The organism is Amylibacter marinus, assembly GCF_030160015.1.
GTDB lineage: Bacteria > Pseudomonadota > Alphaproteobacteria > Rhodobacterales > Rhodobacteraceae > Amylibacter > Amylibacter marinus.
The window spans coordinates 677,313-703,424 of record NZ_BSNN01000002.1 but is presented as its reverse complement, the minus strand read 5'-3'; the positions used below and the strand labels follow the sequence as shown (position 1 = coordinate 703,424).

General features: G+C 51.4%; 28 protein-coding genes and 1 tRNA gene. 14 read left to right on the top strand and 15 right to left on the bottom strand.

The genetic code is table 11. The features are described from left to right. The first annotated feature begins 91 nt into the window (after positions 1 to 91). Entirely contained in the window at positions 92 to 544 is a 453-nt protein-coding gene (locus tag QQL62_RS04280; RefSeq protein WP_284376382.1) for a GatB/YqeY domain-containing protein, read from the top strand. 133 nt (positions 545 to 677) lie between these two features. Here the strand turns inward: QQL62_RS04280 and QQL62_RS04275 are convergent, their stop codons facing one another. Both QQL62_RS04275 and QQL62_RS04270 read right to left on the bottom strand, forming a co-directional pair. Next, a complete protein-coding gene (locus QQL62_RS04275) occupies positions 678 to 2,645 on the bottom strand; it encodes a DUF2075 domain-containing protein (protein ID WP_284376379.1) in 1,968 nt (655 codons plus the stop codon). Between the two features lie 238 nt (positions 2,646 to 2,883). Continuing rightward, positions 2,884 to 4,560 carry a cytochrome c oxidase subunit I gene (locus QQL62_RS04270; RefSeq protein WP_284376378.1) on the bottom strand — a complete coding sequence of 559 codons (1,677 nt, stop codon included), beginning with the start codon at positions 4,558 to 4,560 and terminating at the stop codon, positions 2,884 to 2,886. 433 nt (positions 4,561 to 4,993) lie between these two features. Between QQL62_RS04270 and QQL62_RS04265 the strand changes: the two genes are divergently transcribed. Beyond that, positions 4,994 to 5,632 (top strand): SH3 domain-containing protein, encoded by a 639-nt coding sequence (locus QQL62_RS04265; RefSeq protein ID WP_284376376.1) that lies wholly within the window; start codon positions 4,994 to 4,996, stop codon positions 5,630 to 5,632. 1 nt (position 5,633) lies between these two features. On the opposite strand, the gene QQL62_RS04260 is transcribed toward QQL62_RS04265, so the two are convergent. After that, positions 5,634 to 7,223 carry a sulfatase-like hydrolase/transferase gene (locus tag QQL62_RS04260; protein WP_284376374.1) on the bottom strand — a complete coding sequence of 530 codons (1,590 nt, stop codon included), beginning with the start codon at positions 7,221 to 7,223 and terminating at the stop codon, positions 5,634 to 5,636. Further along, positions 7,220 to 7,876, bottom strand: coding sequence for a lipoyl(octanoyl) transferase LipB (gene lipB / locus QQL62_RS04255; RefSeq protein ID WP_284376373.1), 657 nt, complete (start codon positions 7,874 to 7,876; stop codon positions 7,220 to 7,222). Before lipB ends, QQL62_RS04260 begins: the two co-directional genes overlap by 4 nt. A 111-nt stretch (positions 7,877 to 7,987) precedes the next feature. Here lipB and QQL62_RS04250 point away from each other — a divergent pair. After that, positions 7,988 to 8,073: transfer RNA gene (locus tag QQL62_RS04250), tRNA-Leu, on the top strand. A 570-nt stretch (positions 8,074 to 8,643) separates the two neighbouring features. Here QQL62_RS04250 and QQL62_RS04245 read toward each other — a convergent pair. Further along, entirely contained in the window at positions 8,644 to 9,798 is a 1,155-nt protein-coding gene (locus tag QQL62_RS04245) for an amidohydrolase (protein WP_284376372.1), read from the bottom strand. A gap of 189 nt (positions 9,799 to 9,987) precedes the next feature. On the opposite strand from QQL62_RS04245, the gene QQL62_RS04240 reads away from it, so the two are divergent. Next, positions 9,988 to 10,137, top strand: coding sequence for a hypothetical protein (locus tag QQL62_RS04240; RefSeq protein ID WP_284376371.1), 150 nt, complete (start codon positions 9,988 to 9,990; stop codon positions 10,135 to 10,137). A 71-nt stretch (positions 10,138 to 10,208) separates the two neighbouring features. On the opposite strand, the gene QQL62_RS04235 is transcribed toward QQL62_RS04240, so the two are convergent. From QQL62_RS04235 to QQL62_RS04220, 4 genes are all read right to left on the bottom strand, one after another. Next, positions 10,209 to 10,421, bottom strand: coding sequence for a DUF1127 domain-containing protein (locus QQL62_RS04235; RefSeq protein WP_284376370.1), 213 nt, complete (start codon positions 10,419 to 10,421; stop codon positions 10,209 to 10,211). Between the two features lie 424 nt (positions 10,422 to 10,845). Continuing rightward, positions 10,846 to 11,664: an ABC transporter substrate-binding protein gene (locus tag QQL62_RS04230; RefSeq protein ID WP_284376369.1), complete on the bottom strand. Its 819-nt coding sequence runs from the start codon at positions 11,662 to 11,664 to the stop codon at positions 10,846 to 10,848. Continuing rightward, positions 11,661 to 12,359 carry an ATP-binding cassette domain-containing protein gene (locus QQL62_RS04225; protein WP_284376368.1) on the bottom strand — a complete coding sequence of 233 codons (699 nt, stop codon included), beginning with the start codon at positions 12,357 to 12,359 and terminating at the stop codon, positions 11,661 to 11,663. Before QQL62_RS04225 ends, QQL62_RS04230 begins: the two co-directional genes overlap by 4 nt. Continuing rightward, positions 12,356 to 13,057 (bottom strand): ABC transporter permease, encoded by a 702-nt coding sequence (locus tag QQL62_RS04220; RefSeq protein WP_284376367.1) that lies wholly within the window; start codon positions 13,055 to 13,057, stop codon positions 12,356 to 12,358. The genes QQL62_RS04225 and QQL62_RS04220 overlap by 4 nt, the downstream gene beginning before the upstream one ends. Before the next feature lie 76 nt (positions 13,058 to 13,133). On the opposite strand from QQL62_RS04220, the gene QQL62_RS04215 reads away from it, so the two are divergent. From QQL62_RS04215 to rpmG, 3 genes are all read left to right on the top strand, one after another. Further along, positions 13,134 to 14,198, top strand: coding sequence for an Mrp/NBP35 family ATP-binding protein (locus tag QQL62_RS04215; RefSeq protein ID WP_284376366.1), 1,065 nt, complete (start codon positions 13,134 to 13,136; stop codon positions 14,196 to 14,198). Then, on the top strand, positions 14,195 to 14,644 hold the full coding sequence (locus QQL62_RS04210; RefSeq protein WP_284376365.1) for an acyl-CoA thioesterase: 450 nt from the start codon (positions 14,195 to 14,197) through the stop codon (positions 14,642 to 14,644). Before QQL62_RS04215 ends, QQL62_RS04210 begins: the two co-directional genes overlap by 4 nt. Before the next feature lie 105 nt (positions 14,645 to 14,749). Then, positions 14,750 to 14,917 (top strand): 50S ribosomal protein L33, encoded by a 168-nt coding sequence (gene rpmG / locus QQL62_RS04205; protein WP_284376363.1) that lies wholly within the window; start codon positions 14,750 to 14,752, stop codon positions 14,915 to 14,917. A 50-nt stretch (positions 14,918 to 14,967) separates the two neighbouring features. On the opposite strand, the gene QQL62_RS04200 is transcribed toward rpmG, so the two are convergent. The 4 genes from QQL62_RS04200 to QQL62_RS04185 all read right to left on the bottom strand — a co-directional run bounded on the left by QQL62_RS04200 (position 14,968) and on the right by QQL62_RS04185 (position 16,760). After that, positions 14,968 to 15,369: an MAPEG family protein gene (locus QQL62_RS04200; RefSeq protein ID WP_284376362.1), complete on the bottom strand. Its 402-nt coding sequence runs from the start codon at positions 15,367 to 15,369 to the stop codon at positions 14,968 to 14,970. 62 nt (positions 15,370 to 15,431) lie between these two features. Continuing rightward, positions 15,432 to 16,148, bottom strand: coding sequence for a Bax inhibitor-1/YccA family protein (locus QQL62_RS04195; protein ID WP_284376361.1), 717 nt, complete (start codon positions 16,146 to 16,148; stop codon positions 15,432 to 15,434). Between the two features lie 176 nt (positions 16,149 to 16,324). After that, positions 16,325 to 16,519: a DUF1127 domain-containing protein gene (locus QQL62_RS04190; protein WP_284376359.1), complete on the bottom strand. Its 195-nt coding sequence runs from the start codon at positions 16,517 to 16,519 to the stop codon at positions 16,325 to 16,327. Between the two features lie 25 nt (positions 16,520 to 16,544). Continuing rightward, positions 16,545 to 16,760: a DUF1127 domain-containing protein gene (locus QQL62_RS04185; protein WP_284376357.1), complete on the bottom strand. Its 216-nt coding sequence runs from the start codon at positions 16,758 to 16,760 to the stop codon at positions 16,545 to 16,547. A gap of 121 nt (positions 16,761 to 16,881) precedes the next feature. Between QQL62_RS04185 and QQL62_RS04180 the strand changes: the two genes are divergently transcribed. The 4 genes from QQL62_RS04180 (at position 16,882) to QQL62_RS04165 (ending at position 21,185) form a co-directional block, all read left to right on the top strand. Next, positions 16,882 to 17,730, top strand: coding sequence for a LysR family transcriptional regulator (locus tag QQL62_RS04180; RefSeq protein WP_284376355.1), 849 nt, complete (start codon positions 16,882 to 16,884; stop codon positions 17,728 to 17,730). Between the two features lie 87 nt (positions 17,731 to 17,817). After that, positions 17,818 to 19,641: a translational GTPase TypA gene (typA, locus tag QQL62_RS04175; RefSeq protein ID WP_284376353.1), complete on the top strand. Its 1,824-nt coding sequence runs from the start codon at positions 17,818 to 17,820 to the stop codon at positions 19,639 to 19,641. A gap of 267 nt (positions 19,642 to 19,908) precedes the next feature. Next, positions 19,909 to 20,292: a helix-turn-helix domain-containing protein gene (locus tag QQL62_RS04170; RefSeq protein WP_284376351.1), complete on the top strand. Its 384-nt coding sequence runs from the start codon at positions 19,909 to 19,911 to the stop codon at positions 20,290 to 20,292. 95 nt (positions 20,293 to 20,387) lie between these two features. Then, positions 20,388 to 21,185: an inositol monophosphatase family protein gene (locus QQL62_RS04165; RefSeq protein ID WP_284376350.1), complete on the top strand. Its 798-nt coding sequence runs from the start codon at positions 20,388 to 20,390 to the stop codon at positions 21,183 to 21,185. 6 nt (positions 21,186 to 21,191) lie between these two features. Here the strand turns inward: QQL62_RS04165 and QQL62_RS04160 are convergent, their stop codons facing one another. Both QQL62_RS04160 and QQL62_RS04155 read right to left on the bottom strand, forming a co-directional pair. Next, on the bottom strand, positions 21,192 to 22,115 hold the full coding sequence (locus tag QQL62_RS04160; protein WP_284376348.1) for an alpha/beta fold hydrolase: 924 nt from the start codon (positions 22,113 to 22,115) through the stop codon (positions 21,192 to 21,194). 11 nt (positions 22,116 to 22,126) lie between these two features. Further along, a complete protein-coding gene (locus QQL62_RS04155; protein WP_284376346.1) occupies positions 22,127 to 22,417 on the bottom strand; it encodes an SCP2 sterol-binding domain-containing protein in 291 nt (96 codons plus the stop codon). Positions 22,418 to 22,597: 180 nt separating this feature from the next. Here QQL62_RS04155 and QQL62_RS04150 point away from each other — a divergent pair, with 180 nt between their 5' ends. Genes QQL62_RS04150 through QQL62_RS04140 form a run of 3 tightly spaced genes read left to right on the top strand, consistent with a single transcriptional unit; the run spans position 22,598 to position 26,103 of the window. Beyond that, entirely contained in the window at positions 22,598 to 23,056 is a 459-nt protein-coding gene (locus tag QQL62_RS04150; RefSeq protein WP_284376345.1) for a tetratricopeptide repeat protein, read from the top strand. Positions 23,057 to 23,068: 12 nt separating this feature from the next. Beyond that, a complete protein-coding gene (locus tag QQL62_RS04145) occupies positions 23,069 to 25,735 on the top strand; it encodes a helicase-related protein (RefSeq protein WP_284376343.1) in 2,667 nt (888 codons plus the stop codon). Further along, complete coding sequence (locus QQL62_RS04140) at positions 25,729 to 26,103, top strand: RNA-binding S4 domain-containing protein (protein ID WP_284377186.1); 375 nt, start codon at positions 25,729 to 25,731, stop codon at positions 26,101 to 26,103. Before QQL62_RS04145 ends, QQL62_RS04140 begins: the two co-directional genes overlap by 7 nt. The last annotated feature ends 9 nt before the right edge of the window (positions 26,104 to 26,112 follow it).

Below are 26,112 nucleotides of genomic sequence, written 5' to 3'. Positions count from 1 at the left end.
AATCTCTTGCCTTTGCGATAATCAGTTGAGTGCAAATTGGTTTTTCGATAGGTTCGAAAATTGGAAATGCGACAATGCAGGAGAATGCAAAATGCGCGATAAAATCAATGCGTCTATGAAACAGGCCATGCGAGACAAAGAGGCGACGCGCCTGTCTACATTGCGGCTGATCATGGCGGCAATCAAGGATCGCGATATTGCCCTACGCCCCAGCGGCAATGATGAAGGTGTGGATGATAGCGAGATTCTGAGCATTTTGGCCAAGATGATCAAGCAACGCAAAGACAGCGCCGAGGTCTATCAATCCGCCGGGCGCGAGGAATTGGCCTGTAGGGAAAACAATGAGATCAAGGTGATCGAAGAGTTTCTGCCAAAGCAGTTGAGCGCAGATGAGGTGAATGATGCCGTAAAAGAGGCCATCAGCGAGATCGGGGCGGATAGCATTCGTGATATGGGCAAGGTGATGGGCGCGCTAAAGGCGAAATATTCGGGCCAGATGGATTTTGGCAAGGCTGGCGGGGCTGTTAAGGCGCTGTTGGGTTGAGATCCGTTGTCGTGGACATAGGCGCGGATTGAGCTTTTTGCGGAATATGGACTTTTCAGTGGTTTAAACATGCTCGATTTTGAGAGTTCTGAAAAAGTAAAAACCCACTTATTATAACAAATTTCTCTGTAAGTTAGAGTTCCTTAATGCCACATGATCGTAAGTATCGGTAGGTTCCATCGTAATACTCTGGGGGTCTGGTTTTATCCAACGCGTCGCCATGCGGTACAAAAATAATCATGCCCTGTCGTGCTCGAGTGAGTAGAACACGATAGGCATTGATTAAGTAAAGTTGACCTGTCGGAACATTGACTGATTGCCATTTGCTCCCTTTAAAAGCAGTGAAGTTCCAATTGTCGCCAACATACCGTAGATCAGCATCCCAGCACATTCCCACCCAATCCAATTCCAGTCCTTGAATGTCGAATTCTGTTGCGACACCTTCCAAGTAATAAGACGAACGTACATCTTCGGTGTTATTTAGAAACCAATTTTCGGGTTCGATCTTTGATTTGATATGAATGCCTTCGGGCCGCAAGCGATGCGCGCCGGATGAGGCGACTAGGCCGGTTCTCTCACTGCCGCGCGCCTTAGATTTCAGCCAATTTTTTGCGTTGGCCAAATCACGTGTCAAGAAAATCGGATAGCTATCTATCAGGGTTGTCATAATTTCCAATGCAGCCAAAGGATCATTGTCCAACACCGTTGATACGAAAGACGAAAGACTCTCTGCGCGAAACGACCGAATGGATACGGAAAGGTGTAGGTCATTATGCTTTGACACTCTTGTCGAGCTTAAAAGCTCCTTGGCATCGTCGGAAACTGTATAATGCGGATCCTCCAACAGAGTCGATGCATGCACCTCCCACTCTGGAAAGCGTGTTTCTAACGCATGCAACCATTCGCCAAGTCCTGCTTCACCAGTGTTGATTTCCTGACCGCCTCCTATAAGGCAGACAATTGTACACCATTGGGTATGTCTGTTCATGACCCCGATTAGAAACTCTGGCTCTGATAGATTGAAATCACTTACGCCACGCTTTTTCATAAACTTAGAGGCTTGCTCTGTTGTCCAGGCGCGTTGAGCCTCGTCAAATACAACGACGTGTTCAAATGGTTTATCCGTATCGTTTAGGTATTGATCGCGAAAGTGGTGGATGTTTTGCACAAACTGACTGACCTGTCGTTTTGCATCCTCTTTTTTGATTTTTTCCCCGCTAAGTTTGCCTTGTTCAACCTTGTCGCGTGCCAATGCTTCGCGCAGAACGGCTACTAGTGGACCATTTCCGGACAGAAAGACTGCGTTCTCGTTTTTATGTCGCTCGGCCCGACTTGTCGCGATATTTAGGCCTGCAAGTGTTTTTCCCGCTCCGGGTACTCCGGTGACAAAGCATATCGATTTTTTACCATTTAGTTTGGATTGTTCAATGATTTGAGCAATGTGATCCGAGGTGACCTGCAAGTTTTTCGCGCTAGCATCTGATCGTGAGATGTTATTTACATTATGAGATTTATAGAGTGCTTGCGCAGCTTCGATAATGGTTGGTGTTGGGCGATAGCCCGAATTTCGCCACGCGACAATTTCAACATTTTGCTGGCGAGGGATTTGGGATGCTTGTGAAAAGAGGAAACCTAGGCCAGAGTTCCCTATGCATACGGGTGCTGCAACGTTGTCCTGTTCTAGCGTTATTTCAATGACATTCTCTGGTGCATTGGTCGCGATCAGCACCGGGATGATGGTCGCGTTGTGGCTCCCACCATGGAAGTTTTTAAGATCAAGAGTATAATCAACGACCTGTTCGATGGCGTGACGATCAAAACTGGATGAGCCTACCTTAAATTCTAATACAAATACGACACCGTTCAGAAGAACCAAGCAATCTGCTCGCTTTCCCATACGGGGGATGGAAAACTCGAAAAAGATATGGCCATCTGGAAAATTCATCAGAACTGCCTGAAGATACTCCACCTGGGTGATCCAAGCGTTACGCTGAAGATGGTCTAAATCATGTTGGTGATGTTTTGCTAACTTGCCAAGAATACTGCTGTTACTCTCGGTACAAAATTCCTGAAAAGATGCTTCGTAGTATGCCTTTTTCATAGGAGGGCCTTTAGAATGTAATTGTTAAAGTTGCACTCTGACAGGTATCCGCTAAAAGGCAATGTTCATATACATGCGATGGGATAGATATTCTGTAGGCAGATCATCTATAAGTTGTGAATGCGATTTGAGAGCCTCGAAGTGATCCAAATACGTATTTAGCATCATTGGCTATTTTGGATATCTAACAAAAAAGGGCGGAACTTTCGTTCCGCCCTTTGATCAATGGCTATGCCCGCTAATGACTGGGTTGTTTGTCCCACTCTGACTGTTTTGGCAGGATTTCGAACGTGTGCTCTGGTGGTGGGTTTGGCAGTGTCCACTCTAGCGTATCTGCGTACTCACCCCAGTAGGCGTTTTCTTCAATCTTTTTACCGAACTTGATTGTGTAGAACACAACGCCGATGAAGAAGACGAAAGAGGCGAACGATAGGAAGGCACCGTAGGTCGAGATTTCGTTCCAATAGGCATATTGCTCTGGGTAGTCGATATAGCGGCGTGGCATGCCCTGACGCCCCAAGAAGTGCTGGGGGAAGAAGGTGATATTGGCACCGATGAACATCATCCAGAAGTGCAATTTACCAGCCCATTCAGGGTATTGGCGGCCAGACATTTTGCCGATCCAGTAGTAGATACCAGCAAAGATACAGAATACGGCACCCAGTGACATCACGTAGTGGAAGTGTGCAACCACGTAGTATGTATCGTGATAGGCGCGGTCCACACCAGCCTGAGACAATACAACACCCGTTACACCACCAACGGTGAACAAGAACAAGAACCCAAAGGCCCACAGCATTGGCGTTTTCATTTCAATTGAGCCGCCCCACATTGTGGCAATCCAAGAGAAGATTTTGATACCTGTTGGTACCGCGATAACCATCGTAGCCAGCATGAAGTATGATTGCTGAGAGAGCGACATACCAACCGTGTACATGTGGTGTGCCCAAACAACGAAGCCAAGCGCACCAATTGCAACCATCGCATAAACCATCGGCAGGTAGCCAAAGATCGGCTTTTTAGAGAAGGTGGCGATCACGTGTGAGATGATACCAAAGCCAGGAACGATGATCATATACACCTCTGGGTGGCCAAAGAACCACAACAAGTGTTGGTATAGGATCGGGTCGCCGCCGCCAGCAGGATCAAAGAAGGTGGTGCCGAAGTTACGGTCGGTTAGCAACATGGTGATCGCACCTGCCAAAACAGGCAAGGACAACAAGATCAACAAGGCCGTTACGAAGATAGACCAAGCAAACAAAGGTGTTTTGTGCAGCGTCATGCCCGGTGCGCGCATGTTCAGGAATGTGGTGATGATGTTAATCGCACCAAGGATCGAAGAGGCACCGGATACGTGTACCGCGAAGATCGCGAAATCCATAGACATGCCGCCTTCTCGTGTTGATAGCGGTGCATATAGCACCCAGCCCACACCAGAACCTGCTTGGTCGTTACCACCAGGGGCCAAGAGCGACAAAACAGCCAGTGAAGAACCACAAACATACATCCAGTAGGATAGGTTGTTCATACGTGGGAAGGCCATATCAGGCGCGCCAATCATCAGCGGCATGAAATAGTTGCCGAAACCACCGAACAGGGCGGGGATCACCACGAAGAACATCATCAAGATGCCGTGGCCTGTGATCAGAACGTTCCACAAGTGACCGTTTGGTGTACATTCACCTGCGGCCAGCGCGGCGGCATTTGCAGCCTTGTCTAGGTTTTCCATACACATGTATTGAACGCCAGGTTCCATAAGCTCTAGGCGCATATACACTGTGAAACACACCGATACGAACCCCAAAAGGCCGGCGGTGAATAGGTAAAGGATCCCAATATCCTTGTGGTTCGTCGACTTGAACCAACGGGTGAAGAAACCCGGTGTGGCGTGGTCGTTATGGGCTGCGTCTGCCATGTGTTCTCTCCTGACACGTCATTATTGTGCGAATCCCGAAGGTTCGCATGTATCCAGCGCCGTCTTAACGGCTTTCGTTTCAGGGAACAACTGTTTCAACGCCATAAATAAGGAGTTCGGACTGCGTGTCGCAGGTCAAATGGGGTGTTTTGGCGGTGTTGGTGGCTTTGGCTTATTGGTCGGCGGGCAAAATCGGCTGGTGCTGTGCGGTATTGCGAACCGGCGTAATTGCGATGAGGGATTGAAATCATGACACAGCTTTAGAATTTTGCCAGTATGTGTTTTCTGAAACAAAGTTGATTGCAACGCTATGTGTTATCACAATAAAACTGAGTTGAAGCATAGAAAATCGATACCATGAATCGTTTATCCGCGCGGCGCAATCGTGTGGCGATTTAGCCCGAGACGGCTGGTAATACAGATGGAGCATAGAATGCAGCGAAAGATGTATAAATCCCTTAGGCGCAAGCTGATGGCGGCGGTGGTGTGTATGGGCGTGTTGCCGGTATCTGCCGAGCAAATCATTCCCTTGCCGACTATTATGCAGGTATCTGGGCTGAGCGCTGGGGATCATCTTAATTTGCGCGCAGAGCCGAATGCGCGATCAGAAGACATCGGGGATCTGGCGGCAGGGACATTTGTCGAGGTGGGGGTCGTGGATACATCCGGTGCATGGGCGCGGGTCATTATGGGCGAGCGCAGCGCATGGGTGGCACGTAGATATCTAACGCCTGTAGAAACGCCCGTGCTGTCGCCATCGGGTATCGCACAGAACCTTGCGTGTTTTGGTACAGAGCCCTTTTGGAACTGGTCGCTTAGCAATGGTGTTGAGGTGACGTTTTCGATGAGCGAGGGGCAGCGGCCTGTTGAGACCTTGATATCAAACAGCGTATCAGCCAATCATAGCCTGCGCTATGGATTGTCTTCGCCGAATTGGGGGGCGGTGCTTGAGAAACGGGCCTGTTATGATGGCATGTCTGATCGTGTCTATGCGTTGCAAATTGATTTGCTTGGTGTGGGGGGCAATGAGATCAAGCTCTTGTCGGGATGTTGTCAGATAATGTTACCCTAGCTTAGCGCCACAAATAATCAGCCATGGCGGCATTGTTGCGAAACAGCTTGTTTATTTTGTCTTGGCCGTGTTGTTCGATCAATGTGGGGGTGTCTGAAAACAATGAAATACCCATATTGGCGCGATGGTCGCGCAATTGATAGCCTAGTGTTTCCAATAGTGTGGGGTAAATATCCAGATGTGTGCCGGTTTTGGCGATACGGCGCGCGGCTGTGCCGTCGGCAATGGTCAGCATATTGCGGCGCTGATCGCCCATATTCCCCAGATCTGGGTAGAGCGTATTTTTGTAGGACAGGTGGTCGCTGAGCACCACGAAGATCGTATCATCGCCCCCGGGCAGGGCGCGCATATGCGCGATGGCCGCAAGGGTGCGCGCAACGCTACAGGATATGCCCTTGGGGATATTTGACACCACATCATCCTCTGGCATGCAGGTGGCATCAAAAAACCCATCAGGGCTGTGGGTGGCGGTCGTTAGCATAGAGAGAACAAAGGGTTTGCCGGCGGCGTTAAGCGTCTCGTATTCGGTTTTCAGCGCCTGAAACAAGAATTCATCATCGGCACCGAAGTAGTTTTTGCGGTAATCAACGCCTTGTTCATCCAGCGTTTCGCGCCCCATTACGCGGGTATAGCCGTGGCTGCGCAGAAAGGCACCTTTCGAGAATTTCTGCAAACTGGCCCCATTCATATAAGAGAGCGTATAGCCATCTGCCTGTAGTTGATCGCCAAGGCACCAAACGCTGGGCATAAACTCTGCCACTTCGGTTTTGGATGTCTGTTTAAAGCGATAGCGATTTGATACCTTGGTCAGAAAGGGCACGCCGCAATGCGAGGCAAGGATACCTGCAATGGTGATATCGGCCCCTGTGACCTGTAACTGTTCGCTGAATTGGGTGTTTTGATCGGCAAAATCGGCCAGCGGTTGATAGGCCTTGGCGGTTTGGGGCAGGGTTTTGTAGCTTTGCTCGATGCTTTCTAGGTAGAAGATTACCATATTGCGCTGATGCGCTGGCTTTGCTGTGATATCCAGCCCTGCGATTTCGCCCGCTAGATCGAAGGTGGATTTGAATTTTGATGGGAATGCGGTTTCCCACAGGTAATTCACTGGCGGTGATGTACAAGCCCCCAGCAGTACCAAGCCAAGAACGGTACCGTTAAAATATTTTTTGCGGGGCTGTACGATATAGGCGCTGATAAAGGCGATGAAGCCAAGGAATAAAAACGTGCGGATGGGCTTAAACACCGTTTCCCAGCCAAAGCTGGCGACATCGGACAGATCGTGATCGCGCATAAAGATCAAAATCGCATCTATGCGATTGATTGCCAGCGCATTTTTCAACACCGCAAAGGGAATGGACAGCAGGATAAACAGTGCAAGCACCCACAGGGATTTGGTCATGCCGCGCGGAATATCCTGCCCTGGCAAAACAAGCAGCGCGACAAAGATCACCCCAAAGGCAATGTAGATATAGTGGGTTTCGTCGCTGGTTTGGGCCGATGTATAGGACGTGGCGCTAAGCACCAGCGCAATGAAGGATATCGCAAAGGCCAGAATATAAAGACCGGTGTATAAAATTCTGGGCGGTTTCAAATTTCATCCCCAAAGATTTTGGTAAAGCACTGTTTCAGGGCCATATCTACATCTGTCATGCTGACAGGCAAACCCAGATCCACCAAGGATGTGACGCCGTGGTCATTTATGCCACAGGGGACAATGCCGCTGTAATGTTCTAGGTCTGGTTCTACGTTGATGGAAATACCGTGAAAGCTGATCCATTTGCGCAGGCGCACCCCAATGGCGGCGATTTTATCTTCGCGCGGGGTGCCAAGGGCAGTAAGCGGCTTGTCATGGCGCACCACCCATACGCCTACTCGGCCCGCGCGGCGCTCGCCCTGAACGCCAAACTCGGCCAAGGTCAGGATGACCCAATCCTCTAGGCTTTGTACAAATTTGCGCACATCTTTGCCGCGTTTGTTCAGATCGAGCATCGTATAGGCAATACGTTGACCGGGACCATGATAGGTGTATTGGCCACCGCGCTTTGATGTGAAGACATCAAAACGATCTGGTGCAACCAAGTCCTGCGCCTGTGCGCTGGTGCCTGCGGTATAAAGGGGGGGGTGTTCTAGTAACCAGACCTTTTCATCCGCCGTGCCTGCGATCATATCGGCCACATGGATTTCCATTGCATCCACCGCATCAGGGTAGGCAACGATATCGGGGGCATGTGTCCAGTTCAGCATTTTGCAGTCATTTCATAAACTGTGGGGTAGGTCTAGTGGGGGAAATCTATCAAATGCAAAATCACCCCTTCACATCCCAAAATTGCTTGGCTATACGCCAGATACCTTAGTGCGGCTGTGGCGGAATGGTAGACGCGCAGCGTTGAGGTCGCTGTGGGGTAAAACCCGTGGAAGTTCGAGTCTTCTCAGCCGCACCATTTAAAATCCCGATATGGCTAATCATTGACATAAAAATCATCGTTCACATCTGATGAAAAATTTAAGTTTGTCGCGGCGATGGCATTGGTGGCAAGCGTTATTGTTCCCATGATTTTAACTTTCTAAAAATAGTTTTGATTTTCTATGAATAATAATTTCACTTTGAGTTCCCCCGACAGAAACTCGGTAAATCGTTCCGTCAGGGAGCCAAGAAACATAGACGTATTCTATGCTTGGATCGAGAAAATCGTAGTATAGTGTATGTATAAAACCGCTTGGTTTGATAAAAACAGGAGGGCTTTCACCACGTAAACTAAGAGTTGCTACAAATCTTAAGGTTGTTTCATCTTTTGATAGGCTATATCTCTGGCTTAAGGACATAAAGATGCGTTTTTCATCTAATGTGGTTTTATAGTTTAGGCTATTAAAATACTCTTTGACAGCGCGAGGGTCATTACCTAGGCGTCGATGTTTTCTTCGTGATTAGCGGGTGTCTGATTACATCTCTTGTGGGCGATGCGCCTACCAGAGGGTTTTATTCGGATAGATTAGATTGTCTGTGTATCAGGCTAGTCTGGATCGTCTAGAATGTCGCGCGCAATTTGTTCGAAAATTCTGGTGCCGATGGGAATCAGGTCATCTGGAAAATCATAATCGGGATTGTGCAGTGCGGCATGATTTTCACCAGGGCCCAAACACAGCATTGCCGCCCGTGCGCCCCAGCCGAAAACGCCAAAGTCTTCTGAGGCGCGCATTGGTAGCCCCAAGTCACCGTTGGGTATGTCTAGTTTATCTAGCGCTGTACAGGCAATTTGGGTGGCCGTGGCATCATTGATCGACGCGGCGAAATGATCATGAATTTCGAATTCCACCGCTAACCCATGTTTGGCGGCGCTCTTGGCGGCCAACGCACGGGCCTGCTCAGTGATTTTATCCATCGCATCGTCGTGTGGGGTGCGCAGGGTTGCGAACAAAACCCCATCCCCCGGCGCAATGCCAAAGCTGGGTGCGCCGATTTGGCAATGCGTAATGGTTACCAGACGGAAATCATCGCCTAAGTCGCCCCCTATTCCAAGGCTTGAGAGGGCGGGGATCAACTCTGCAATTGCCAGTGCCGGAGATACCCCATCCTGTGGATCCGCGGCGTGGGCGGTTTTGCCGATAAGTTTTATTCCCAGCCCTAATGAGGCGCAATTAATAAGGCCCGCCCGGGTAGAGACATAGCCCCATGGGCGACCGGGTTCATTATGAATGGCAAAGGCCCAATCAGGGCGAATTCTGTCAAAGGCGGGGTCTGAGACCACGGCGCGTGCGCCACTGCCATCTTCTTCGGCCGGTTGGAACATTAGGACGACACGCCCAGTTTGCACGGGGGTGCGCGATAGAATACGCCCCAGCCCCATCAGGAACATCATATGCCCATCGTGTCCACATAGATGGCCGGCCCCGTCGATTTCGGATTTCCAAGGGTTGGCAGAGATTTCCTGAATTGGCAGGGCATCCAACTCTGCGCGAAACAGTACCGTAGGGCCGGGGATCTTGCTGTCGAATATGGCGGCCACCCCATGCCCGCCCAACCCCGAGATAATCTCGTTTGGGCCTAGGGGGTGCAGCTCTGCGATGATTGTTTTGGCGGTTTCGGCCTCTTGTCCCGATATTTCGGGGTGTTTGTGCAATTTGCGGCGTAGGTGAGTTAGCTGGGTTATATCGGAATTTGTCAGCATGGGTGATCCTTTTGCAGATCAATACGCTATTTTCTGAAATGGGGTTTGGCAATCCAGAAAGCATCTGAGGATATCAGGATACATGCTGTGCAGGCAGTGCTATCGGATTAACACGGTATCGCGCATAGCATTACTTGTGTAAATAAGTGGCCGATGTATACTTGCCGCAATAGAGCTTAGGAGAGCGTTATGACCAAGGTACTGATTGCTGGATTGATCGTGATGCCATTAATTATGGTTTTGGCGGCGATGAATACAAATATTTTAGGAGATTTTGACGATAACGCCGACGATGCACGCAACGAGGTGCAGAAATTGATGGATGCCACTGGCCGATAAAATCGGAACAGCAGATACAAAAAAGGCGATGCATGGGAGGAATGCATCGCCTTTTCGTGTTATGGGCTGTCTTATGCGCCGTAGGCGGCTTCTCGTGCAATGCGACGGATGTCGGCACGGTTGATATTGAGATCAGCCAAATCGCGAGCTGTCAGGGCGCTTAGCTCAGACACTGTTTTCGCGTAAACACGGTTTGCTTCATAGCGCGCTTTGAGCGCGTTGAATGCTGAGATGATACCAGCGAATACGCTGGGAGTTGCGTGGTTCTGTGTGATATATGCCATGTCTAAGGCTCCTTGGTTTCGTACCTTATAATTAGGATCCTTGGGGTGGACGTTAAACAGATAGTTCTGCAATGCCGAAATGCGCCTGATGCATAGCTTGGCCATCTAGCCATTAATTTGGTGCATGCAAAGGCACGCAGCAACAGTACAGTGATGTATTGTACGGGGTGCAATAAGCGCGGGGTTTATCGCCGGTGTTTGAGGGGGGAATTAAAACGGCGACACTTCAAGGGAGGAGGATGAAGTGTCGCCGTCTATCTTGTTTGGCCACCTTCAGGGAGGAGGAAGCTGGCCAGTTCAAATTTCGCGCCGGGAGGAGGAGTGGCGCAGAGATTTGTTTCTCTTGGGTTATATTTAGGGTGGTTGATGTGTTAATAGAAGATTAATTAATGCAAAGCCGTTATGCGCTTTACGCATAGCTCTTTCATTGCGCTGGACATGTTTTTGCGCTCTGGGTGGCATTTACCGGGGTATGGGGGCAGAATAATTGCATGCCCTCGATACGGAAGGCCTCGATAGCGGCCTGTGCCCTGGGGGCGGTAATCCATTTGGCAAATTCCGCCGCTGCCTGTGCGTTAATATGGGGGAAGCGGTCTGGGTTTACCAATATCAACCCATAGGGGTTGCGCAGGTCTGGATCACCGGCCCAGCGAATGGCCAGATCGCCTTTGTTGCCAAAAGATAGCCAAGTGCCGCGATCCGATAGCGTATAGGCATTTTCAGATGCGGCCATGTTCAGAGCCGCGCCCATACCTGCGCCGATCTCGCGGTACCATGTGCCACTGGGGGGGGTGTCTAGCGCTTGGGCCCAAAGCTCGCGTTCCTTTTTATGGGTGCCACTGTCATCACCGCGAGAGATAAACAGATGCGTTTGATCCTGAGCCATTATCTGAAGGAAGCGGGTCAAGGACTTGGGTTTTTGGGGCATTTGTGGCCCGACGAGTACGAAATCATTGTACATGACATCAAAGCGAACGCTGCCATAACCTTGGGCCATAAACGCGTCTTCTGACGGGCGGTGGTGTACCATCAACACATCCGCATCGCCATTACGTGCAATGCGCAGGGCTTGGCCTGTGCCAACGGCGATCACTTTGACCTCGATGCCCGTATCCTTGGTGAACAGAGGGATAAGGTAGTCATAAAGCCCGGAATTCTGGGTTGATGTGGTAGAGGCGAGGGTTATGCTGTCTGCGCTTAGGGGGGTGGCAAGAAGCAACAGGCAGGTTAGCAGCGATTTCATAAAGGTGGCCTTAAAAAATTTTGGCAAGTGGGATGAATGGGTGTGTTGAAAAACTGATCTGCGGGGGCATATTCAACAATTTTTCCCTCGGAGATAAACAGCACATGCTTGGCAAAGCGTTTAGCCTGTGCCAGATTGTGGGTCGCCCATAAAAACGACACCCCACTGTCGGCAATGTCTTGGATCAGCATTTCAAAGGTTTCTGTGGCCTTTGGATCTAGATTGCTGGTGGGTTCATCCATTAGAATTGTTTTGGGGTGGTGGGCCATGGCGCGCGCCAATGCCATGCGCTGGGCCTCGCCGCCGGATAGAACAACCGCTGGTTCATCGGCCTTGGCACTAAGCTGTGTAAGGGACAACAGTTCTTTGGTGCGGGCAATTTGTTTGGCCTTTGGCCATTTGGCCGCGCGCAAAGGTAGGGCAATATTGCGGGCAACCGATTGGCGCAGGGTAATTCGATGCTGAAAAATATAGCCTCTGCTTGATTTTTCATGATTGGCCGGGATGCCATCCCAGCACAGACTGCCCATACTGAGGGGGATTAACCCATGGCACATTTCCAGAAACAGCGATTTACCCGCACCATTTGGCCCCAAAACCACTGTGATGCCATCCATCGGGATATCCAGCGAAATCGGCCCCAGCAGGGTTTTCCCATTCGCCGCAAAGCTTGCGGTTTTGAGTGAGAGGATCATCTTTGCGCCCTTTGGTTCTTTTCGCCTGCGGATTTTAGCAAATGAATTATCGCATTTACCGCCAAGGCCATCAGGATCAGCACAATCCCCAGCGCTAAGGCCAATTCCAGATTACCTTTAGAGGTTTCGAGTGCAATTGTGGTGGTCATAACCCGTGTTAACCCCGCAATATTGCCCCCCACGATGATCACCGCGCCCACCTCGGCAATGGCGCGTCCAAATCCCGCCAATAGGGCAGTAAAAATTGCGAAACGCGCATCGATGATCAGTGTTTTCAGGCGAAACACCCAACCCGCATCAACAGAATCTAACAGTGGGCGGTAGCTTTGCTCTAGGGGGGTGACGGCCTCGGTGGTTAGGGCCAGTATAATCGGGAAGATTAGAACCGTCTGGGCGATGATCATGGCGCTGGGCGTGAACAATAGCCCCCAGTGCCCCAAGGGCCCTGCGCGCGACAGCAACAGATAGATCGCCAGTCCAACCACCACGGGGGGCAGGGCCATAAGCGCCGTCGAGAGGGCCAGTATGCCCCGCCGCCCCCAAAACCGCCCCATGGCCAGCGCCGCCCCCAGCGGTACTGCCAGCAGTGCGGCCAAAAGTGTGGCCGCGCCGCTGATTTTAAAGGACAGGCCGACAATCCCCCACAGCGTCGCATCTGCGCTGGTGATCAGGCTTAGGGCTGTGGTAAAAATATCCAACCTGTGGTTCCCTCTTGCCCTCGGCGCGGAATTGGTAAAATTTGGCTCGAAACTGTTTAACTGAACGCGGGGCGTCATGTCTATAACTACACAACAAATTCAAGATGAGTTGAAGCGCATTCAACTGCCCGATGGCAGTGACATCGTTTCTGCGGATATGGTACGCGCAATTACCATCACGGGCGGGCAGGTCAGCTTTGTGCTCGAGGTGCCTGCGGCGCTGGGCGCGCGTATGGAACCGGTGCGTGCAGCCGCAGAGAAATTGTTGGCCGAGATGGATGGGGTCAGCAAGGCCCGTGTAATTCTAACCGCGCATGAGGCCCCCAAGGCGCCCCCGCCAAACCTAAAGGTTGGGGGGCATATGAAACCCCAAGATGATAATCAGCCCATTGCCGGTGTTTCTAAAATCATTGCCATTGGCTCTGGTAAGGGTGGGGTGGGGAAATCCACCGTGTCCAGCAACCTTGCCGTGGCCTTGGCCGCGATGGGCAAGCGGGTGGGGCTATTGGATGCAGATATCCATGGGCCTAGCCAGCCGCGCATGATGGGGGTATCCAAACGCCCCGCCAGCCCGGATGGCAAGACGATTATCCCACTACAGGCGCATGGTGTGACCATGATGTCATTGGGACTAATGATGCAAGAGGACGAGGCGGTTATTTGGCGTGGGCCGATGCTGATGGGGGCGTTGCAACAGATGCTTAATCAGGTGGAATGGGGCGAATTGGATGTCTTATTAATTGATCTGCCGCCGGGCACTGGGGATGTGCAGTTAACGCTGGCGCAAAAGACCAAGGTAGATGGCGCGATTATCGTGTCTACGCCGCAGGATGTGGCGTTGTTGGATGCGCGCAAGGCGATGAACATGTTTGAGCGGGTGAAAACCCCGATGCTGGGGATGATCGAGAATATGTCCAGCTATCATTGCCCGAAATGTGGCCACGAGGCGCATATCTTTGGCCATGGCGGCGCGCGCGATGATGCGGCGCGCCTTGGCTTGCCGTTCCTTGGGGAAATCCCGTTAGAGCTGGATATTCGCGTGGCCGGTGACAGTGGCACACCGATTGCGGCGACCGACAGCGCGGTGGCGGGGGCGTATCAAGAAATAGCCCAGGGTTTGATCACGGCAGGTGTACTATGATTTTATCTGCCGCACAGGTTACAGAGGCTGGCGTGCAGGGGGGCTGGGCAATGGGATTGGCCGGCACAGTGCACTACAGCGACTTGGATGCGTATAACCATGTTAACAACAAAATCTATCATACGTGGTTTGAAAACCTGCGGGTTTGTTATGTGCAGGGGTTTGGACTGTTCGGTGGGGAATCGCCCTACAAGATTGTGGTGCGGCGTGCGGGCATCGAATATCACGCTCAGATGTTGTTTGGTGAGGACTATATTACAGGCATTCGTTGTTCGCGTATTGGCAACAGCAGTTTTGATTTCCAATACGGCGTGTTTGTAAACGGTGAATTGCGCACCAGTGGGGATACACAGATGGTGCTGGTGAATGAAACCGCCACCAAATCTATGCCTCTGACGGATGAGATGCGCCTCTATTTAGAGGGCACGCCCCAAAGGGGTGCGTAATTTCAGGGAATTCATTTGTTTCTGGCTTGACTTGGTGCGTGCAACGTTTAGAAGGCAGTTTCAAGTTTACGCGCGGGTGGTCCGTGCCCCGAATGGAGAGTTCCTATGGCGAAGCCAACAACAATCAAAATCCGCCTTAATTCAACTGCGGACACTGGCCACTTTTATGTGACCAAGAAAAATTCACGTACGATGACAGAAAAAATGGTCGTAAAGAAATATGACCCAGTTGTACGCAAGCACGTTGAATACAAAGAAGGCAAGATCAAGTAGACTGCCCTCTTGGTACTGAATTCAAAACCGCGCCCTAGAGCGCGGTTTTTTTATGTCAGGATAGCACAAGCAAGGGCAAGGATTGCGGCCAAATATGCCAACAGCGTCATCAGCATGCCAAACTGGCGGTAGCGAAAATGCGCGCCTATATCTAAAAAATAGACCCCGTGTAAAATGCGCCCCAGCACCATCAGGCTGGCAACAAGGCATAAGAGGCCTTTGTAGGGGGGAGATTGTAGTTCTAACAATCCCAATAGAATCAAAAACAGCGGCACCTGTTCGCTGGTGTTTGCGTGGCCGCGAATGCGTTTCATCATTGTTTTGTCACCCGCATCGCCATGCGCAATCCGCTGTCGGCGTCGCTGGATGATCACACTTATGGTTTGCGCAAGATAGAGAGCAGCCAATGCTGTGGCAGTAATTACGGTGACGGGTAGGGTAAGATCTGACATAAATTTTCCTATAAAAAAGCCGAGGCAAATGCCTCGGCTAAAGAATTGCGTTGAGGGCTAAATTACTCTTGGCCGCCCATAAAGTGTAGCAAGAACATGAACATATTCAGGAAATTCAGGTAGAGGTTCAATGCACCCATGATTGCTGCCTTGTTCAACCATTCATCCTGGCCGGCATTGGCCATGGCAAGGTAGGTGTTCTTGATGTTTTGTGTATCATAGGCGGTTAGACCAGCAAAAATCAGCAAGCCAATTGCCGAAATCGCAAAGGATAGGGCAGAGGATTCAATAAAGATGTTGATAATTGCGGCTACGATCAGACCAATCACACCCATGATCAGGAATGTACCCCAGCCAGAAATGTCTTTCTTGGTGGTGTAGCCATATAGAGATAGACCGGCGAATGCGATTGCAGTGGTAAAGAAGGTCTGCGTGATTGAAATGCCGGTATAAACCGCAAAGATCCAAGCGATTGATAGGCCCATAAGTGCCGAGAACGCCATGAACAAGAGGCGCGCTGTGTTTTCTGATACGCGGTTAATCATACCGCCCAAGAAAAACACAAACACCAAGGGTGCAAACATGATCACATAGCGCGATGCGCCGGTAAACAGGCTGGCGATAAGCGCATCGTTGTTGCCAACGTAATAGGCAACGGCACCGGTAATCGCCATACCAAGGCCCATAATGCCATAGACACGGTTCATATGGGCGCGAAGGCCCTCGTCGATATGGGCAGCTGCGGTGCCGGCGCGACGAATTGTTTGTGGATTAGCCATCGAATTCTCCTTAGCTAAATGCGCGGTATTGCGCCTTTGTGCTAAATATGGCCTTTGGGCTGGAAAATACAAGAAAAATCACCAGAATGTGACCGATCAAATACCTAATATTGATAAAAAAATGGCGCGTACAGAAATCTGTAACGCGCCAAGGCTGGGGAAAAAGAAAATTTGGATTACAGACCGAAGCGCGCGGCCTCGGTTTTGGCCTGTGATGCGGTTAGGCCGATATCGCTCAGTTGCGCAGGAGACAGCCTAGCTAGTGCGCGGCGTTGTTTTTGGATCTGTGCGATCACCAACAGGGATGCGGGGATCGCCACCAAACGAGCGGGTGTTGCGAAAACGGCGAAAGATTTAAGAGTTGCTGCCATGGTTCTGACCTTCTGTAGGTGTTGATTACGCGGTGTGGTGGGGGGTGGACTTCCACAGCGGGGTTGCCAGCTCTGTTTGCACATCTTGGGCTGTAAGGCCGATATCACGCAGGGCCGCCGCATCCAATTTTCTAAGGGCGCGGTGTTGTTTCGAGCGGGCCTGCATGCTGCGCAACGTCAGGAAAAGGCCACCCCAGAGATTGGTGCGAGGTGCGGCGCGGGTATCTGAATAATATGTCATCTTCGTTCCTTTCGGTTGCTTATGAGTTGGTGTTGTTTCATCAACTTTCTTGATGTTTATGCATTCTGCTGCTAAATAAGTAAAATGAATGGTTGTTAGTTTAGATATCAAGGATTGTGATATGCCCAGAAACTTAGATTTAACCGCGTTGCGCTCTTTTCTAACCGTCGCTGACGTCGGGGGGGTGACCAAGGCCGCGGGCCAGTTGCATCTGACCCAATCTGCGGTTTCTATGCAATTAAAACGACTAGAAGAATCTATGGGGATGGAGCTGTTGGATCGATCTGCGAGACAGATCGGCCTGACGCCCGAGGGCGAATTACTGCTGTCCTATGCGCGTAGGTTGTTGGCGCTGAACGACGAGGCCTGGGGGCGGCTCTCCAGCGACAGCTATGAAGGCAGCATTACCTTTGGGGTGCCTCATGATATCCTACACCCGCATGTGCCAAATGTGTTGCGCCGCTTTGCTGCGGAATACCCGAAGGTAAAGCTGAACCTGATCTCTTCTTTTACCGCCAGCCTACTAAAGCAATTTAACGCCGGCGAGATCGATGTGATCATGACCACAGAATTAGAGGGCAGCGCCAAGGCCGAACAATTGGCTCAGCATCCGCTGGTCTGGGTGGGCGCACAGGGGGGGCGCGCTTGGAAACAGCGGCCTCTGCGGCTGGCATCGGCCCAGGCCTGCGCCTTTCGTCCCATTAGTGCCGAGGCATTGGATAATGCGGGAATATCGTGGGAAATGGCCGTGACCACGGAAAATACCGAAACCGTAGAGGCCAGCCTGAGTGCGGATCTGGCAGTCGAGGCGCGTTTGGCCACGCGGGTGCCTATGGATATGGAAGAGATCGCCCATGATAATGCTCTGCCCGACTTGCCCGTTTTCGACGTAAATCTTTACGTCTGCCCAGAGCGCCAATCGAATTTGGCCGCACATTTGGCCGAAATGATCCGCGCCGCCTATCGCTGAATTTAGAAAAATGCGCTTTTTACTGGTGTTTCGCCCTAGGCTGGTCTAAGGGCCGATCAACCGCCAATCCTCTAAAGGCCCAGTATTATGGAACTCAGAAATATCGCAATCATTGCGCACGTTGACCACGGCAAAACAACCTTGGTTGATGAGCTGCTTAAACAATCCGGTATTTACCGCGACAACGAAGCAACAACCGAACGCGCAATGGACAGTAATGACCTAGAGCGCGAGCGTGGCATTACCATTTTTGCCAAGCCCACATCCGTCGAGTGGAAGGGCACACGTATCAATATTGTAGATACCCCGGGCCACGCCGATTTCGGCGGCGAGGTAGAGCGTATCCTGTCTATGGTTGATGGTGTGGTTTTGTTGGTGGATGCGGCCGAAGGCCCGATGCCTCAGACCAAATTCGTAACACAAAAGGCATTGAAATTGGGTCTACGCCCGATTGTGGTGGTGAACAAAGTGGACAAGCCTGACGGCGAACCCGATCGCGCGCTTGATGAATGTTTTGATTTGTTCGCCAGCTTGGATGCTACAGACGAGCAGTTGGATTTCCCATCCATGTACGCCTCTGGCCGTTCTGGTTGGGCCGATATGGAACTGGATGGCCCGCGCAAGGATTTGAGTGCGCTGTTTGATTTGATCATCGATCACGTGCCAGCGCCTGCACAAATCGCAAATCGCGAACAGCCCTTTACAATGCTGGCCACAACTTTGGGCGGCGACCCGTTCTTGGGCCGTTTGCTAACAGGGCGTGTGGAAACAGGGACGTTGAAGGCTGGTCAAACCATCAAGTCAATGACCCGCGAGGGCGCATTGATCGAGAATTTCCGTGTGACCAAAATTTTGGCATTCCGCGGGCTGGAACAAACCGCAATTGATGTGGCTGAGGCTGGTGATATTGTATCGATTGCTGGAATGGCCAAGGCGACCGTTGCGGATACCTTGGCGGATCCTGCGGTTGTGGATGCTATTCCTGCACAGCCGATCGATCCTCCTACCATCACCGTAACCTTTGGTATCAACGACAGCCCCTTGGCTGGGCGCGATGGTAAGAAGGTGCAATCTCGTGTTATTCGCGATCGGTTGATGAAAGAGGCGGAATCAAACGTGGCGATCAAGGTCAACGACACCCCAGGTGGCGAGGCCTTTGAGGTTGCGGGTCGTGGTGAATTACAAATGGGTGTGTTGATCGAGAACATGCGCCGCGAAGGGTTCGAATTGTCGATTTCGCGTCCACAGGTTCTGTTCCAAGAGGTTGATGGCCAACGTATGGAGCCTATTGAAGAGGCCACCATTGATGTGGATGACGAATATTCAGGCGTTGTAATCGAAAAGCTAACCGGCCATCGCAAAGGCGAGCTGGTTGAGATGAAGCAAGCAGGTGCTGGTAAGACCCGCATCGTGGCCCATGTGCCGGCTCGTGGCCTGATTGGCTATCACGGCGAGTTTCTAACCGATACGCGCGGCACGGGCGTGTTGAACCGTGTGTTCCATGACTGGGCACCGTTCAAGGGCGCAATCCCTGGACGTCGTGCTGGTGTGCTGATTTCCATGGAAAACGGCGTGTCGGTTTCCTATGCGATCTTTAACCTAGAGGATCGTGGTAAATTCTTTATTGGTGCGCAAGAGGATGTGTACCAAGGGATGATCCTAGGCGAGCACAGCCGCGAGAACGACCTAGAGGTTAATCCGTTGAAGGGTAAGAAGCTGACCAATGTTCGCGCCTCTGGTACGGATGAGGCGGTGCGTCTGACCACACCGATTAAATTGTCATTGGAAGAGGCGATTGCCTATATTGATAATGATGAGTTGGTAGAGGTCACACCAAACGCGATCCGCCTGCGTAAGCGCTATTTGGACCCACATGAACGTAAGCGTCACGCCAAATCGCAACAAGGTTAACAACCCCTATAAGTTGCAATTTCGAATCTCATGAAAACCGGACGCGAATAGCGTTCGGTTTTTTCAATCCACTAAACGAGTTGCAAAAAACTAACCTTTTAGGACCTGTTCTAAGGTACCTGTCCTTTAGTATAGGTTTTTTCTTTTACATAATTATTACAATTGCTTATGCGCTAATATATAATTTTCGTGACCCTACGTCATTTCGGTGAATTTTCTTCACCTTTTCCGCTATACTAATTGCCAGAAATTGAGTTTGAGGAAAAAATGAAACACCCTGTAGACGTGCATGTAGGTAAACGAATTCGTCATCGCCGCTGGATGGTTGGCATGACTCAACAACAATTGGCCGAGGCTGTAGGAATTAAATTCCAGCAGATCCAAAAATACGAAACCGGTATGAACCGCGTTAGCGCATCGCGCTTGTGGGATATCGGAAATGCGATGGATGTTGTGGTTAGCTTCTTCTTCGAAGGATACGAAGAAGGCGAAGTGGAAAATGCCTCGCAAACCGCCCCAGCAAACAGCAAAGCGGGAGACTTGCTGGCCGACAAAGAGGCGCTGGAATTGGTGCGATCCTATTATTCCATTCCGGAGAACCAACGCAAAAAACTATTTGATCTGGCCCGCGTGCTTAGTGACGCAGCATAGGATCAGATTTCAAGGTTTTCTAAATCTTGAGGGTTTGATATGAAATCTCCAAACGCGCAGCACATTAACAGTGCTGTGAATTTGGAGATTTTTTTATGGGCCTGAAATCCAGTGACCAAAAGCAGATTGAACAAACCGTGGGTCGGATGATTTCCGCAGGTCGTGATATCGCCTTGGCTTATTTTCGCCAGCCGGATCAGGGATTGGCGAATAAACTGTCTGATGGATTTGATCCGGTGACACAGGCGGATAAGGAAATCGAGCTGGCGTTTCGCGAAATTCTGAAGGCCGAGCGGCCGATGGACGGTATTCTGGGCGAGGAATTCCCGCCGGTGGCCAGTCAATCTGGCTATACATGGGTACTAGATCCAATTGATGGCACGCGCGGGTTTATTTCTGGCACCCCGACTTGGGGCATGCTGATCGCCCTAAGCGATGCGCAGGGGCCGATTTGGGGGGCGATTGATCAACCCTATACAGGCGAAACCTTTATGGGGGGATTGGGGCGTGCCGAATTGCGCCGTGCTGGCCAGACGACGCCTTTGGCGACACGGCAGACCACGACACTTGCGGATGCAATTTTGTTCACAACCTTCCCAGAGGTCGGCACCGCAAATGAGCGCGCTGCATTTCAGCGCGTTAGTTCCGTGGCCAAGCTGACCAGATATGGCATGGATTGCTATGCCTATGGGCTGTTGGCGGCAGGGCAGGTGGATTTGGTGATTGAGGCGGGGTTAAATGCCTATGATATACAGGCCCCGATTGCTGTGGTCGAGGCCGCAGGTGGCATTGTGACCAATTGGAAGGGCGGGCCCGCCCACGCGGGTGGCACAGTCGTGGCCGCCGCAAATTCGGACATTTATGCGCAGGCGATAGCATTGTTAAATCAATAGGCCGAACTAGGCGATGAACTGGTCAATTTCGTTCCAAATGGCCGAGGTGACATGGGGCTGTTCGATCAATAGTTCGTGCTTGGCATCTGGATAGACCCTTAGGGTGCCATTTTCCATGCGATCCATCATCTTGTAAACGGCTGCTTGGCTGACGATTCTCTCATCTGTTCCGAGGAAACACATCACAGGCACTTTGGGGGTGGGTTTCGCGCGCAACAGCTTGGTTTCCCGCAGGGCCTCATAAACCCATTGTATAGAGGGGCCACCGATTTCTAAATCTGGATGTGTGCTTAGTTGTTTGATGCGAAATTCGTATTCCTCGGCGTTGTTGGTTAGGTTATTTGTATCCAAATCCTGCACAAAAGAGGGGTTTCTGATATTAGTCGAAGACACCAAACTTTTGGGAGAAATGATGCGCCCGAAGCTTTGAATGTAGACCTTGATGATTTGGTTTAGCCAGCCATTAACCGCGATATCCCACATGGGCGCAGAAAACAGCACACGCTCGATGTTGAGCCCTTCAAAGAGCGCCCGAAGGCCAATGGCACCGCCCATAGAATGCGCCAGCATCACCCTGGGCGCTGGGAAGCCGTGATCCATAAGAAACTCTAGTAGCACCGCCACATCCAATTGGTAATCGGTGAAATTTTCGACGTGCCCTATAGTCGGGCGTTTGTGGATGCGCTGTGATAGGCCCTGGCCCCGCCAATCGACCATTGCCACAGAATAACCGCGCGTGCAGAAATGCTCGACCGTTGGCCCGTATTTTTCGCAATATTCAGTTCGGCCATGGAAAATTAAGACTGTGCCCTTGGTGCCACCCTTCCATCCCACAACGCGCAGTCGCACGCCATCGCTTGCGGTGCGGTACTCGCATATTTCACCCAAAGGTGCACGCGCGATGTCAGAATAGAAGGGGGCGTTTTCCATGGCTCTCACCGTTAACTCAGAACAGCGCCAAGCTTCATGGCCTGAGACATGTCGCCCTCGACAGCCAATTTGCCCGACATAAAGGCGCTGGTCGCGTTTACATCACCGCTTAGAATGCCTTGGAATGTTTCTGCATCTGCAGACATGGTACATTCCATCTCGTCATCGCTGGCGCTGGCGCCATTTTCATCGATGATCAGGCTACCCTCGTCCTCGATGTCGATTTTGATCGATCCATCAAAGCCATCTGCACCCAATTTTTCGTTTATCGCCTTAACGGCCATTTCAATCACGTCACTCATGATGCTCTCCACAGTTATTGCCCTTCCCTTTGGTGGGCTTCGTGCTATCCTTGTCACAACATGAGAAAAGAATGTCCAATATCAACCGCACTCAAAGCAGGTATCGTCACGTTAGTTTTGTTTTTGTGCCAAATAGGTGACAAAAATCACGCTTACGCGCAAACGGATACGCTCGAGTCGTTGTTCGCTCAATTGCTTGAGGGGAATGAGCAAGATGCCGCGCGTGTTGAGGAAAAAATCTGGACGGAATGGCGCAAGTCTGGGTCTGATAGCGTGGATTTTTTGCTAGAGCGGGGCATGGCGGCGATGGATTTGGGTCGCTTGGGCGAGGCGGTAGAGCATTTTACCGCTGTGATCGATCACGCGCCCGAATTCGCCGAAGGCTGGAATATGCGCGCGACTGCCTTTTATTTAATGGGTGAATTTGGTTTGTCGGTGGCGGATATTGAACATACCCTGAGGTTAAACCCGCGCCATTTTGGCGCCATGGGGGGGCTTGGCCTGATTCTAGAGGAAAGTTTCCGCCCAGAGGAGGCATTGGCTGTTTATAAGGATGTGGTGAAGCTGCATCCCAAGTCAGCGGTAGCCAATGATGGCATTGCGCGCATCACGCTGGAATTACAGGGCACCCCACTTTAGGAATAGCGAATAATGAATATCCTTTCCCCACGTGTTGCGGCCATATTGGGCCCAACCAACACGGGTAAAACCCACTATGCTATCGAACGGATGTTGGCGCGCCCTACGGGGGTGATTGGTCTGCCGCTGCGTCTATTGGCGCGCGAGGTTTATGATAAAATCGTTGCCTTGCGAGGGGCGGGGGCGGTGGCCTTGCTAACGGGTGAGGAGCGCATTGTGCCGGCGCGGGCCAAGTATTGGGTCTGTACGGTCGAATCTATGCCATTGGACATTGGCGCTGATTTTGTGGCTATTGATGAGATTCAGCTATGCGCCGACCCAGAGCGAGGGCATGTGTTTACCGATCGGTTGTTGAACATGCGCGGCCGGTTCGAGACCCTGTTTATGGGCGCATTCACGATGCGCAAGGTCATTGGCCAGCTGATTCCAAATGTAGAATTTATTCATCGAGAGCGGTTTTCTACGTTGGAATATACAGGGGTGCGCAAGCTAAGCCGCATGCCCGCGCGCAGCGCTACCGTAGGGTTTTCGGCGGACAGCGTTTATGCCATCGCAGAGTTGTTGCGCCGCCAGAAGGGCGGGGCGGCGGTTGTGATGGGCGCGCTTAGCCCGCGCACACGCAATGCGCAGGTAGAGCTGTATCAAAACGGTGATGTCGATCATTTGGTGGCAACTGATGCTATCGGCATGGGGTTGAACCTAGATATCAATCACGTGGCCTTTAGCAATTTGATGAAGTTTGACGGGCAACGAATGCGCTACTTGTGGCCGAATGAATTGGCACAGATCGCGGGGCGCGCGGGGCGGCATTTGAATGCGGGTACCTTTGGGGTAACGGGCGAGGCCGAGCCGCTGGATGCGGATATGGTCGAAGCGATAGAGAACAATCATTTCATGCCCCTGCGCCGCCTACAGTGGCGTAATTCGCGTCTGCAATTTGGCACCACCTCTAGCCTATTGGCCAGCTTGGATCAGCCATCGAATAATCCAATTTTGGTGAAAACGCGCCCCAGTACCGATCTAAAGACCTTGCACACGTTGGTCGAGACAGGCGAAATTGCCGCGCGGGCCAGTGATGCAAAATCTGTGAAACTATTGTGGGAAACTTGTGGGATACCTGATTTTAGGCAGGTATCTTTTGTGGATCATACCACCTTGGTTGCGCGGGTATTCAATTTTTTGCATGAACACGGGGCGGTGCCCGAAAATTGGATTGCTCAAAAAGTAGCCAATATCGATAAACCGCATGGTGATATCGACGCATTATCGAAAAGATTGGCGTATATCCGCACATGGACCTACATCTGCCAAAGAAAAGGTTGGGTATCCAATGAAAACTATTGGCGAGAGGAAACCCGTGCAGTAGAAGATCGCCTATCAGATGCGCTACACGGTGCATTAACACAACGATTTATCGATCGGCGCACCTCTATTTTAATGCGGCGTTTGAAACAAAAGGAGAGCCTTGTGGCTGAGGTTGATACAATGGGTGAAGTTTCCGTCGAAGGCGAATTTGTCGGAAAATTAAATGGGTTCCGTTTCCAGCTGGATAAAAATGCCAGCGGCGAAGAGGCAAAAACCCTACGAGCGGCGGCGATTCAGGCGCTGCAACCCGAGTTTAAATTGCGCGCAGATCGCATTTACAACGCCCCCGATACGGAATTTGAATTCACCGAGCAGGGTGGATTGATGTGGGGCGAATACGGTGTTGGCAAATTGGTCAAGGGCGATGATATTCTGACCCCCAGAATAGAGGTTTTTGTTGATGACGAGGCTGGTAGCGATGTGGCCGATAAGGTGCAAAAGCGCCTAAGCCATTTTATGGATCGCAAGGTCAGCACTGGGTTTGAAGCCTTGATTGCATTGCGTGATGATCCTGCCATCACTGGCATGGCCCGTGGTTTGGCATTCCGTTTGGTGGAAAGCCTTGGCGTGATTCCACGCTCTGTTGTGGCGCGTGATGTGAAGGAATTGGATCAAGATGCCCGAGGCCTGTTGCGCAAACATGGCGTGCGTTTTGGTCAGTATACCCTGTTTCAACATCAGATGTTGAAACCAGCGCCAACGCGCCTGCGTTTGGTGTTGTGGTCCTTGTTCGAAGATTTTGGTGAATTCCCTGAGGCCCCGCCCGCTGGTTTGGTAACCATTGCCGAGGTCAAGGGCGCGCCCAAGGGATATTATCCACGTGCGGGGTATCGTTTGGCCGGTGCACGGGCGATCCGTATTGATATGCTAGAGCGGCTTGCGGATCTGACGCGGGCGCAGAATGTAAAAGAGGGCTTTGAGGCCAATCCTGACATGTTGTCTATTTCTGGTACGTCTCTGGAGCAATTCGCCGATCTGATGGGCGGACTGGGCTTTGATGTCCAACGGGGCGAGCGCGAGAAGGTAAAGCCTGTATCCGAAAGCACAGAAGACGCCGTGGCAGAGGAGGCCCCAGCGGATGCAGCGCCAGAAACGCCTGCTGAGGCTGAGGATATGATCGAGGTGTTCTACACCTTTAAGTGGGTTGCAAAGGCCCGCCAACAACGCCCAGATCAAAAGTTCCGCAAACCCAAAGGCGGGGCAAAGCCTGCGCGCAAAGCGCCGCGCAAGGCGTCCAGCGCGCCCAAGAAGGACAAGCCTCTTGATCCCGACAATCCCTTTGCCGCGCTTATGGCGCTAAAGGATAAATCCTGAGCGCGCAACGCATCGATAAATGGCTGTGGCATGCGCGGTTTTTCAAAACCCGCACGCTAAGTGCCAGACAGGTGTCTGCGGGGAAAATACGCGTGAATGATACGCGTATTTCCAAGCCTTCGGTTCAGATAAAAATCGGCGATGAGTTGAAATTCGAAACCGGCGATTGGGCGCGCATCATTCACATTTGCGCGATCGGCAGCCGCCGTGGCCCTGCGCCTGAGGCTCAGGCGCTGTACGAGGATCGATCTGAACCGCCCCCCGAGCGGAATAAATACCTGAAAAACCCCAGATTCGAGGGAAAAGGTCGCCCCAGCCGCAAAGAGCGGCAGGCCATGTCCTCTTTTTCAACACGTGGTCTTGATTGATCCGACGCG